Origin of the sequence: Mycobacterium innocens, assembly GCF_900566055.1 — a bacterium.
Classification (GTDB): Bacteria; Actinomycetota; Actinomycetes; order Mycobacteriales; family Mycobacteriaceae; genus Mycobacterium; species Mycobacterium innocens.
Window position 1 is genome coordinate 1 of the sequence record NZ_UPHQ01000114.1, and the last position, 10,328, is coordinate 10,328.

11 protein-coding genes, 1 tRNA gene and 1 pseudogene are annotated in these 10,328 nt (G+C 63.9%); 11 read left to right on the plus strand and 2 right to left on the minus strand.

All coding sequences use genetic code 11. From position 1 onward, the window contains the following. Positions 1 to 701 (minus strand): annotated as a pseudogene (locus tag EET03_RS33025) (PE family protein); the annotation flags it as partial. 305 nt (positions 702 to 1,006) lie between these two features. Between EET03_RS33025 and EET03_RS12685 the strand changes: the two are divergent. From EET03_RS12685 to EET03_RS31470, 10 genes are all read left to right on the plus strand, one after another. Continuing rightward, the gene (locus tag EET03_RS12685) at positions 1,007 to 1,813 is read left to right on the plus strand and encodes an SDR family NAD(P)-dependent oxidoreductase (RefSeq protein WP_099194175.1); all 807 of its coding nucleotides are present in this window, start codon (positions 1,007 to 1,009) and stop codon (positions 1,811 to 1,813) included. Next, entirely contained in the window at positions 1,807 to 2,724 is a 918-nt protein-coding gene (locus EET03_RS12690) for a 3-hydroxyacyl-CoA dehydrogenase family protein (protein ID WP_075544788.1), read from the plus strand. Before EET03_RS12685 ends, EET03_RS12690 begins: the two co-directional genes overlap by 7 nt. 2 nt (positions 2,725 to 2,726) lie before the next feature. Continuing rightward, entirely contained in the window at positions 2,727 to 3,551 is an 825-nt protein-coding gene (locus EET03_RS12695; RefSeq protein ID WP_099194176.1) for a cyclase family protein, read from the plus strand. After that, positions 3,551 to 3,901 carry a beta-D-galactosidase gene (locus tag EET03_RS12700; RefSeq protein ID WP_075544790.1) on the plus strand — a complete coding sequence of 117 codons (351 nt, stop codon included), beginning with the start codon at positions 3,551 to 3,553 and terminating at the stop codon, positions 3,899 to 3,901. Before EET03_RS12695 ends, EET03_RS12700 begins: the two co-directional genes overlap by 1 nt. Further along, a complete protein-coding gene (locus EET03_RS12705; RefSeq protein ID WP_075544791.1) occupies positions 3,898 to 4,719 on the plus strand; it encodes a beta-keto acid cleavage family enzyme in 822 nt (273 codons plus the stop codon). Before EET03_RS12700 ends, EET03_RS12705 begins: the two co-directional genes overlap by 4 nt. Further along, positions 4,716 to 5,489, plus strand: coding sequence for an IclR family transcriptional regulator (locus EET03_RS12710; protein WP_075544792.1), 774 nt, complete (start codon positions 4,716 to 4,718; stop codon positions 5,487 to 5,489). The genes EET03_RS12705 and EET03_RS12710 overlap by 4 nt, the downstream gene beginning before the upstream one ends. 12 nt (positions 5,490 to 5,501) lie before the next feature. Next, positions 5,502 to 5,969 carry a lipocalin-like domain-containing protein gene (locus EET03_RS12715; RefSeq protein ID WP_075544793.1) on the plus strand — a complete coding sequence of 156 codons (468 nt, stop codon included), beginning with the start codon at positions 5,502 to 5,504 and terminating at the stop codon, positions 5,967 to 5,969. Between the two features lie 68 nt (positions 5,970 to 6,037). Beyond that, a tRNA-Pro gene (locus tag EET03_RS12720) sits at positions 6,038 to 6,114 on the plus strand. A gap of 490 nt (positions 6,115 to 6,604) precedes the next feature. Further along, positions 6,605 to 6,811 carry a hypothetical protein gene (locus EET03_RS12730; RefSeq protein ID WP_075544794.1) on the plus strand — a complete coding sequence of 69 codons (207 nt, stop codon included), beginning with the start codon at positions 6,605 to 6,607 and terminating at the stop codon, positions 6,809 to 6,811. Between the two features lie 12 nt (positions 6,812 to 6,823). Further along, the gene (locus EET03_RS31470; RefSeq protein WP_075544795.1) at positions 6,824 to 7,108 is read left to right on the plus strand and encodes a sensor domain-containing protein; all 285 of its coding nucleotides are present in this window, start codon (positions 6,824 to 6,826) and stop codon (positions 7,106 to 7,108) included. 211 nt (positions 7,109 to 7,319) lie between these two features. Here EET03_RS31470 and EET03_RS12740 read toward each other — a convergent pair whose 3' ends face one another. Beyond that, positions 7,320 to 9,569, minus strand: coding sequence for a glycoside hydrolase family 3 C-terminal domain-containing protein (locus EET03_RS12740; protein WP_208649045.1), 2,250 nt, complete (start codon positions 9,567 to 9,569; stop codon positions 7,320 to 7,322). Between the two features lie 311 nt (positions 9,570 to 9,880). Here EET03_RS12740 and EET03_RS12745 point away from each other — a divergent pair, with 311 nt between their 5' ends. Next, entirely contained in the window at positions 9,881 to 10,120 is a 240-nt protein-coding gene (locus EET03_RS12745; RefSeq protein WP_075544796.1) for a sensor domain-containing protein, read from the plus strand. Positions 10,121 to 10,328: the final 208 nt, after the last annotated feature.

A 10,328-nucleotide genomic window follows, 5' to 3' on the forward strand; every position in this document is an offset into this window, starting at 1 on the left:
GCCCGGCGGCGCCGCCGTTGCCGCCGTTGCCGCGGTTGGTCCCGCCGAGCGTCCCGTTCCCGCCATGGCCCCCGGCTCCGCCGTTGCCGTAGAGCCACCCGCCGTGCCCGCCGTGTCCACCGGCCCCACCTATGAGCGCGGCGCTAGTGGCATTACCCCCGGCGCCCCCCGCTCCGCCGTTGCCGATCAGCCCCGCGTCGCCCCCGGCGCCGCCGGCCTTGCCGGCAGCACCAGGCGCGCCGTTCCCGCCGTTGCCGAACAACAGTCCGCCGGCCTGGCCGGGGTGGCCCGGCGCGGTCCCGTGGCGCCGTCGCCGACCAGCGGTCGCCCCAGCAGCAGATTGGTGGGCGCATTAATTTAATGAGATTGAGCGCCTGCTGCTGCAAGAGCTCCACCACGTTTGTGGTCTCGGCGCTGGCATAGGCAACCGCGCCGGCGTTCAACGCCTGGACAAACTGCTGATGAAACGCTTCCATCTGGGCGCTGAGCGCCTGATAGGCCTGGGCCTCTTTGGAAAACAATGACGCGATGGCCGCGGACACCTCGTCCGCACCCGCCGCCAGCATCGTTGTCGTGGGTGTCGCAGCCGCCGCGTTTGCCGCGCTCAGCGCCGCGCAAAGATTCGCCACATCCCCCGCCGACGAAGCCAATATTTCTGGGACGCCACCAGGTAGGACATCACAGTGCTCCCGGTCGGTCATCATCGACCGCCGAAACAACCAGCGTATCCCCATTCCGGCAGCTGAGTTGGCTAACCGGCGTCTGTGTCGAGCCGCCGCTGGGGCGCCGTATCCAGCCTCTCGGCCGCTCGGGGATCGCGCGGGTCGAGCAATGTGCGATCTATTGACCGCTGCGATCCATCCGGTCAGCATTCCGGCTCAAATCCTGCAATACGGACATAGCGACCTATATCACAGGAGTAGCTTGTTGACGCTCGTGTTGCCACACCCCTACGATCTCTCACATAACGGGTTAATAAACCCGCATTGCAGGAGAATAGTGAGAGATGGTGACGATGACACAGCAAGCGCCACATCCGGGCTTGACGCGGTTCAGCGTGCAAGACAAGTCCATACTGATCACCGGCGCCACCGGTTCGCTGGGCAGCGTCGCCGCCCGGGCGCTTGCGGATGCAGGTGCTCGGCTGACCCTGACCGGCGGCAACGCCGCCGGCCTGGCCGAGTTGGTCGACGACGCCGGCATCGACAACGCGGTGGTGGTCGAGCGTCGGCCCGAGACTCCGGCCGACGCTCACGCCATGGTGGCTGCGGCCATTGCCCATCACGGCCGCCTCGACGGGGTTCTGGTGGCGTCGGGCATGAACCACGTCGCGCCGATCACCGAGATGGCCGTCGAAGACTTCGACAAGGTGATGGATGCGAATCTGCGCGGCGCCTGGCTGGTCTGCCAAGCGGCCGGGCGGGTCCTGCTCGAGCAGGGCCACGGCGGCAGCATCGTGCTGGTCTCCTCGGTCCGCGGAGCGCTCGGTCACCCCGCCGGCTACAGCGCCTACTGCCCGTCGAAAGCGGGAACCGATCTGCTGGCCAAATCCCTGGCGGCCGAATGGGGTGCTGACGGAGTCCGGGTAAATGCCCTTGCCCCAACGGTTTTCCGGTCCGAGCTGACCGAGTGGATGTACGCCGACGATGAGAAGGGACGCGCCACCCGCGAGGCGATGTTCGCCCGGATCCCGTTGCGCCGCTTCGCCGAACCCGAAGACTTCGTCGGCGCACTGATCTATCTGCTCAGCGATGCATCGAGCTTCTACACCGGCCAGGTGATGTATCTGGACGGGGGCTATACCGCATGCTGAGGTCTCACGGGTTTTCTCGGGCCGCCGTCGTCGGCGCCGGATTGATGGGCCGCCGCATCGCCGGCGTGCTGGCCTCGGCGGGGCTCGAGGTCGCCATCACCGACACCAACGCCGAAATCCTCGATGCCGCAGCGGCGGAAGCCGCCGAAGTGACCGGCGCAGAACGCGGATCGGTCACCGCCACCGGTGATTTGGCCGCGGCGGTGCACAACACCGACCTGGTGGTCGAGGCGATCGTCGAAAACCTGGCCGTCAAACAGGAACTCTTCCAACGCCTGGCGGGCCTGGCCCCGCATGCGGTGCTGGCAACCAACACGTCCGTCCTGCCGATCGGGGCGGTCGCCGAACGCGTCGACGACGGCAGCCGAGTAATCGGTACGCACTTCTGGAATCCGCCCGACCTCATTCCCGTCGTCGAGGTGGTGCCCAGCGATCGAACCGCCCCGGACACGGTGGAACGCATCGTGGCGCTGCTGACCGAGGCCGGGAAGATGCCGGTGCGGGTCGGACGCGATGTCCCCGGATTCATCGGCAACCGGCTTCAGCATGCGCTGTGGCGTGAGGCGATGGCGCTGGTCGCTGAAGGCGTGTGCGACGCCGAGACGGTGGATCTGGTGGTGCGCAACACAATTGGACTCCGGCTGGCCACCCTGGGCCCGCTGGAAAACGCCGACTACATCGGCCTCGACCTCACCCTGGCCATCCACGACGCGGTAATCCCCAGCCTCAACAGCGACCCGCATCCCAGCCCCTTGCTGCGCCAACTGGTCGCCGAGGGACAACTCGGGGCGCGCACCGGACACGGATTCCTCGACTGGCCCGCGGGCGCCCGCGAGCGCACGGCGGCGCGGCTTTCCCGGCACATCAGTGCACAACTCGACCAAGACCCAAGTCGGAAAGGAAGTAAATAGCCATGACTTTCACGTGGCCCCTCGGTGATGCCGAGTCCAAGCTGGAGTTCTACGATCTGTCGCATCCGTGGGGACACGGAGTGCCCGCCTGGCCGTACTTCGAAGACGTCAAGATCGAACGGCTGCACGGCATGGCGAAAAGCCGGGTGCTGACCCAAAAGATCACCACCGTCATGCATTCCGGCACCCACATCGACGCGCCGGCCCACGTGGTGGAGGGAACGCCGTTCCTCGACGAGATCCCGCTGAGCGCATTCTTCGGCACCGGGGTGGTCGTGTCGATCCCGAAAGACAAGTGGGGTGTCGTCACCGCCGAAGACCTGGAAAACGCTACGCCCGAGATCCGACCCGGTGACATCGTCATCGTCAACACCGGCTGGCACCACAAATACGCCGACAGCGCCGAGTACTACGCCTACTCGCCGGGCTTCTACAAGGAAGCGGGGGAGTGGTTTGCGGCCAAGGGCGTCAAGGCGGTCGGCACCGACACCCAGGCGCTGGACCATCCGCTGGCCACCGCCATCGCACCACACGGCCCCGCGGAAGCCCAAGGCGGTCTATTGCCTTGGGCGGTAAGCGAATACGAACAGCAGACGGGTCGCAAGGTACTCGACGACTTCCCGGACTGGGAGCCCTGCCACCGCGCGATCCTGTCGAAGGGCATCTACGGTTTCGAAAACGTCGGCGGCGACCTGGACAAGGTCACCGGCAAGCGAGTCACGTTTGCCGCCTTCCCCTGGCGCTGGATGGGTGGCGACGGCTGCATCGTTCGGCTGGTGGCGATCGTCGACCCCACCGGGAGCTACCGCATCGAGACGGGGGCCTGATGAACGTGACCCGGGTGTCGCAGGCGCCGGAATACGCTGCCGCGCTGCACCGTGACGTGCTCACGGTGCGGCTGCAGGGCCACGAAGCCGGCCACACCGAGCGGTTCTGGGTGGGGCTGTCCACCTACCAGCCGGGCGGGATCGCCGAAAAGGCTACGGCCCGAGAGGAAACCGTCTATGTGGTGATCGACGGCGAGCTGGTCGTCACCGCCGAGGGAACCGAAACGGTCTTGGGCCGGTTCGACAGTGTGCATTTCGCCAAAGGCGAGGTGCGGTCGCTGGAAAACCGTTCCGGGCGTGCGGCGGTGCTGCTGGTGGCCATCGCTCATCCGCAGGAGGCAGGCGCGTGAGCGTCGTCATCACCGTCGCACCCACCGGGCCCATCGCGACCAAGGCCGACAACCCGGCGTTGCCCACGACCCCCGAAGAAATCGCGACCGCGGTCGAACAGGCCTATCACGCCGGAGCCGCAGTGGCCCACATCCATCTGCGCGACGAAAATGAAAGGCCCACAGCATATCTCAACATTGCGCGGCGGGCAATGGACCTCATCGGCGAGCGTTGCCCGATCCTGATCCAGCTTTCGACCGGCGTCGGCCTGTCGGTGCCGTTCGAGGAGCGGGAAAAACTGGTCGAACTGCGGCCGCGGATGGCCACCCTCAACCCGTGCTCGATGAGTTTCGGTGCCGGCGAATTCCGCAACCCGCCGGATGCCGTCCGCCGATTGGCGGCCCGGATGCGCGAGCTGGAGATCAAACCGGAACTGGAAATCTATGACACCGGGCATCTGGAGGCCTGCCTGCGATTGCGGGAAGAAGGCCTGCTGGCCGAACCTTTGCAGTTCAGCATCGTCCTCGGGGTGCGCGGCGGGATGGCCGCCACCGCCGATAACCTGCTGACGATGGTGCGCCGGCTTCCTCCCGGTGCGATCTGGCAAGTCATCGCGATCGGCCGGGCCAACCTGGAATTGACCGCGATGGGCCTGGCCCTGGGCGGTAATGCGCGAGTGGGCCTGGAGGACACCTTGTATTTGCGTAAGGGTGAGCTGGCGCCAAGCAACCTGGCGCTGCTGACGCGCACCATGCGTCTTGTCCAGGCCCTGGAGTTGCCGGTCGCCTCGGTTGAAAAGGCCGAGGCGTTGCTGCGCCTGCCCGGAGTTCGGCGATGAGCGCCAAGGCCGAAGGCAGCGACGTCCGCAGCGGCGGCATCCAGGTGATTGCCCGCGCGGCCGAGATCTTGCGGGTGCTGCAAGCGCACCCCGGCGGGCTCAGCCAAGTCGAGATCGGGGAGCGGGTCGCAATGGCCCGGTCCACCGTGAGCCGGATCCTCAACGCATTGGAGGACGAGGGTCTGGTGGCCTCGCGCGGGGCGCGGGGACCCTACCGGCTGGGGCCGGAGATCGCGCGCATGGCCAGCACCGTGCGGCTCAGCGTGGTGGCCGACCTGCACCCATTCCTGACGCAGTTGTCACGAGAACTCGACGAGACGGTGGACTTGTCGATCCTGGACGGGGACCGCGCAGATTTCATCGACCAGGTGGTTCCGCTGCGGCGGTTGCGCGCGGTGAGCGCGGTGGGAGAGTCCTTTCCGCTGTACTGCTGCGCCAACGGCAAGGCGCTGCTGGCGTCGCTGCCGCCGGAACGGCAGGCGCAGGCCTTGCCCAGTCGGCTGATGCCGCTGACCGCCAACACCATCACCGATCGAGCAGCGTTGCGCGAGGAGCTTGCCCAGATCGGCCGCGACGGCATCGCCTACGACCGGGAGGAGCAGACCGACGGCATTTGCGCGGTCGGGACGGTGCTGCATGGCGTGACCGATCAGCTGGTGGCCGTCAGCGTGCCGGTGCCGGCGCAGCGGTTCTACGGCCGCGAGGAAGAGCTGGCGCGGGCATTGCGGGCGTGGGTGGCGAAAGTGAACAGCTGGTTGGAAGCATCGTGAGGAGCATAGGAAATGGCAAAAGCATTGCGTGACAAGCTGGTTGGAGCCTGGGAGCTGGTGTCCTACGTCGAGCGGGACAGCCCCGACGGCCCGGTGCGATACCCCCACGGTGCGGATGCGCAGGGTTTGATCATCTACACCCCGGACGGGTACATGTCGGCGCAGATCCAGTCGTCCGGGCGGCCTGACTACGACCGGCCGGTAGCCAGCGGCGGCACCACCGAGCAGGCGGCGGCCGCGGCGCTGGGATATCTCGCCTACAGCGGACGGTACTTCGTCGACGAGTCCACGGGCGATATCCGTCATGAGGCGAAGCTGTCCCTGGTGCCCAACTACCTGGGCCAGTTTCATCTGCGGCACAGCGACCTCGACGGCGACCAGCTGACCCTGTCGTCGGAATTGACCTTGCCTGACGGGCGGACGGTGTACTCGTCCTTGGTGTGGAAGAGTGCCGAGCGGGCCGGCTCGCAGGTTGCCTAGGTGCTGGCCGCGCTTGGCGTTGGTCTGCGGTAGGCTTTCGACCTGCCGCCGGGTCGTTTCGGTGGCACCGGGCTGTGGCGCAGTTTGGTAGCGCACTTGACTGGGGGTCAAGTGGTCGCAGGTTCAAATCCTGTCAGCCCGACCAGAGAAACATACTTTGAGCTGGTAGTTCGCTCTTCAGCTGATGTGCACACCTGGTCGAGATGCCCCTAGATTGTCACGGTTGTCAACTGTTGGGGAACTCCTCGCTTCGCAGCACCGCGGGCGGGGCGTGTCACCGGGCTCATAGCAGGAAGTCCAGCGTTGCGTGCAGCGACCGTAGCGCAGCGGAGCTCTTGACGAATGGCCTTTGGCCGGCGGACGCCAGCGCGGCGCTGCAGTCCGGGCGGCTTGCATTTCACTGGCAGTACTACTTCGTGCACCGGTAGCATGACTTGCCGAGGAGGTGGCACCGTGGAGCGTCAAACGCCGAAGACGGCTGCAAGAAGGTCGTCGTCAAAGGCGGCCGTCAAGAAGGCCGTCGCCCGGGCCACCAAGGCATCAGCCAAGCTCGAGAACCGGGAGGTTCCTGCCGGCTACGTCCGTCCGGCTGCGATTGCGCGCTATATCGCGTCACGGCAATCGCCTAAGCGTTGATGTCGCTGACGCCCGGTTACGGCGACACTCCACTCCCGCATGATGAACTGAGCGCTCTCCTCGACGAGGTCGTCGAGATCCTTGACAAACCCATCACACGGGCCGCGGTGTACGACCACGAACAGGGCTTCCAGAACCGAGTGTCCGATGAACTGATGCCTGCGGCGATCGAGGGCTCCTTAGGGCTGGATGAGCTACTAAATTAAAGCGACCACTTTGTGCGTGACCTTCACGCTCGGCTCTACGGCGCTATCTGGGTCTGGGGTGGCCGGTGGAACTGCGCCAACCAGACGGTCACCGCCACGAAAAGCACCGGCGAGACCATCAGGTGGGCCTTGGCGAGTCTCAACGGCGAGCCGCCGAATATCACGCTGAACGAGACCCAGGTAGGAGCCGGCAACAACTGGGGCTGCCAGCGTGCGCTGAGCGCGGTGTCCAATGTGGTCATCGACGTCACTGCGTGCAGCTACCACATCGCCAACGAAGGTCGCCAGTTAGATTAGCCGAAAAATTGGTCGCCAAAGTTGAGGGGCGTTAGCGAGATAGGCGGTCAGCAACCTGCGGGGTACTGGGCAACGTGCGGCGCTGCAGCTGATGTGTGGTCGTTGGCGCCGCCGGCGGCTTCGGCCAGCCCGGTGATTCATCGTCGCTTCCGGTCCCACTCCGGGGTCACAGGACTCGAAAACAAGGCGAATTCGCTCTGCTGAGTTGCATTTACCTGCCTTGGTGGGTGACGGCTACTTCCAGAGGCAGGTCGCGCGAAGAGTTTCCTGCCCATATCGAATATTCTCCGGGGACGAGCTGGAATGCGTTGCGGTCAACGTCGTAGATGGAAAGAAACAGCGGTTCTACATGTACGGTGACGGCCTTCGACTCACCAGGTTCGAGTGCGACCTTTTTCCAGCCGATCAGCCTGCGCGGAGGCTCCTGCGCACTTTCTGGCAAACCCGCATAGATTTCGGCTATCTCCTCCCCGGCGCGCCTGCCGGTATTGGTGACGCGGACGGTGACGTCAAGCGCGTCTCCGGGAGTGACGTTCAGTTCCGAGTACGAGAAGGTGGTATAGGACAGGCCAAATCCAAATGGAAACAGAGGCGTCCTATTCTCCGCGTCATACCATTTGTAGCCGACCTTCAGGCCTTCGCCATAATGCACATCGAAGACTTTTTCGCCGACCTTGGGGCCGGGTAAGCCGGGCGTGGGGGTAGGTGGCTCGGCCGGCGGTTTCGTCGCGTCGGGATGTGGCATATCAGCCTCGCTTTTCGGGAAGGTGATCGGCAGCTTGCCGGACGGGTTGACATCGCCGAAAAGAATGGCGGCTATCGCCTGTCCGCCACGTATGCCTGGATACCACGATTCAAGCACGGCGCTCACCTGATCCAGCCAGGGCATGGTTACCGCTCCTCCCGTCTCAAGCACCACGATGGTATGCGGATTGGCGGCGACGACGGCCTGAATCAGCGCGTCCTGATTGTTAGGGAGAGAGAGGTTGGGGAGATCGGCACCTTCCGACTCATGCTGGACAGCAAAGACAATCGCGACTTCGGAGGATTTTGCCAGCGCGGCTGCGGACGCCGGATCATTTCCGGGATTGTATTCAACTTTTGCCTGAGGGGCTCGTTGGATAATAGCGTCTACTGGCGGCGAGCGGTGATAGACCCATCCCGGGGGGAACGCCGTGATATCGCCGCTATTGACGCCGGGCGTAATAACGGGATTGCCTCCGGCGGGATCGACCTGGGCCGAACCACCGCCCGAGATGACGCCAACGTCGGCACGGGCGCCAATGACCGCGATGGATTTGATCGAGGACGCGTCCAGTGGCAGTTGGTTCGCTGCGTTCTTCAGAAGCACCGCGCCAGCCTCCTCAACCCGCTGCGCGACCTTGAAGCCATGCATTACGTCGACCACCTTCGGATGCGCAGGATAATCGATGACGCCGGTGGCGAATTCAGTGCGAAGGACGCGGTGAACCATGGAGTTCAGCTGGTGCTGGGAAATCTCTCCGCCCTGAACCGCTTTTTTGAGTGGCTCGCCGAAATAGTCGTTGCCCGGCATTTCAATGTCAAGCCCGGCTTTGGCCGCGTTCACAGTGCTGTGCGTTCCGCCCCAATCGGAAACGACAAAGCCCTTAAATCCCCAGACCTCCTTGAGGACATCGTGGAGGAGATAATGGTTCTCGCAGGCATACGTGCCGTTGATCAAGTTGTAGGAGCACATTACCGCGCCGACGTCTGAATTACGGATGCCTATCTGAAACGCGAGCAAGTCCGACTCCTGCATCGAGCGCTTACCGATAATCGAGTTGGCGAAGTGGCGGCCGTCTTCCTGGTCGTTGACTGCATAGTGCTTGATGTTGCCGATCACATGCTGATTCTGCAGACCTTTGATTTCCTCGCCGACCAGGGTGCCGGCGAGAATCGGATCCTCGCCCTTGTATTCGAAGGTGCGGCCATTACGCGGTTCGCGGGTAAGATTGACTCCGCCGCCCAACGACATGTTGAAGCCCTGGTCGCGAAGCTCGGTGCCGATGAGGTCGCCGTATTCGTATGCGATTTCTGGATCCCAACTCGAGGCTTCAGCCACGCCGGAAGGCAGTGCCGTGGAATAGCGGCTACGCGGGGCCCCACGCGCAACACCAACGGCGGCATCGGACATCTGCAGGTCTGGAATCCCCAAGCGCTCAATACCGGGGATGAAACCCGCGCCCCCCAGAGAACGCACACCAGGCATTGACGTCGTTCCGTCAAGGAGAATGCGCCATCCCAAGCCGTGAAGCAACTGTACTTTTTCGTCGAGTGTCATCTGCTGGATGACCAGATCAGCCCGCTCATCCGGAGAGAGGTATTTGTTTTCCCATGGGCGTTTGGGCGCGGTATTTACTGGCTGTCCGAATTGCGTGTACATTGGAGCCGAGGCGGCAAGAATGAAGAATGCCAGCAGGAAATTAGCTGCTTTCAGCAAGGACCTGCGCCGAATCATCTATCATGCTCCATTAATCTCGTCAGATCGATCAGCTACTTCGTTTCAGTTTTTGCTTCCCTGTAAACCATCGACCATCGCAACCAGCCGCCAGATCACGTGCGCCGAGCTTGCGCTTGTAGGCAATGAGGTTCGGCTTCGCCCGTTCTCCAGTAAAGAGCCTTTTGACCCTGATGCGCTTCCAGAGTGCCCCGCTCCTTACCTCAACTACCGACCACTCAACCCCGACTGGCTGACGTTTCTGGGTGCCTGCAGGTGTCAGGTTCGGGCGGACCGGGTAGGAATGCCGCACGGTGTATGCGGGCAGCGGCCAGACCGCAGTGAGAGCCCAAGTCTTGTATGAGCTGGGGCCTTACCGTGAACACTTTGTCGGCCAGGCCGCGGTGGCCTTTCCGTCCGCCGACGAGGCCAGTCGGTTCGTGCAGAATTCGGCGGGCAAGTGGAAGAACTGCGCCAACCAGACGGTCACCGTCACCCTCAGCGACGGCCGGACTTCCAGGTGGACTTTTGCGAGCCTCAACGGCACGCCCTAGACCTCCCCCGGTTTCCCGGAGACTTTTCTATCTGGGACCGACTCCCTCGAGGGTTGGAGGGTAGCCGCTTGGGGGTCATGCTGCTGCTGCTGGCTGGTCTTCCAGGCAGCTTCGTACTCGTCGGGTGAGAGTCCGTCGAGGCCTTCTTGGATGCGACGTGGGTTGTACCATCCGTCGATGTAGCGGAACAACATCCCCTGCGCTTGTG

What these genes read in the sequence shown, in the direction of transcription:
- EET03_RS12685 (WP_099194175.1), top strand. Translation starts at nt 1,007, where the DNA reads ATGGTGACGATGACACAGCAAGCGCCACATCCGGGCTTGACGCGGTTC.
- EET03_RS12690 (WP_075544788.1), top strand. Translation starts at nt 1,807, where the DNA reads ATGCTGAGGTCTCACGGGTTTTCTCGGGCCGCCGTCGTCGGCGCCGGA.
- EET03_RS12695 (WP_099194176.1), top strand. Translation starts at nt 2,727, where the DNA reads ATGACTTTCACGTGGCCCCTCGGTGATGCCGAGTCCAAGCTGGAGTTC.
- EET03_RS12700 (WP_075544790.1), top strand. Translation starts at nt 3,551, where the DNA reads ATGAACGTGACCCGGGTGTCGCAGGCGCCGGAATACGCTGCCGCGCTG.
- EET03_RS12710 (WP_075544792.1), top strand. Translation starts at nt 4,716, where the DNA reads ATGAGCGCCAAGGCCGAAGGCAGCGACGTCCGCAGCGGCGGCATCCAG.
- EET03_RS12715 (WP_075544793.1), top strand. Translation starts at nt 5,502, where the DNA reads ATGGCAAAAGCATTGCGTGACAAGCTGGTTGGAGCCTGGGAGCTGGTG.
- EET03_RS12730 (WP_075544794.1), top strand. Translation starts at nt 6,605, where the DNA reads ATGTCGCTGACGCCCGGTTACGGCGACACTCCACTCCCGCATGATGAA.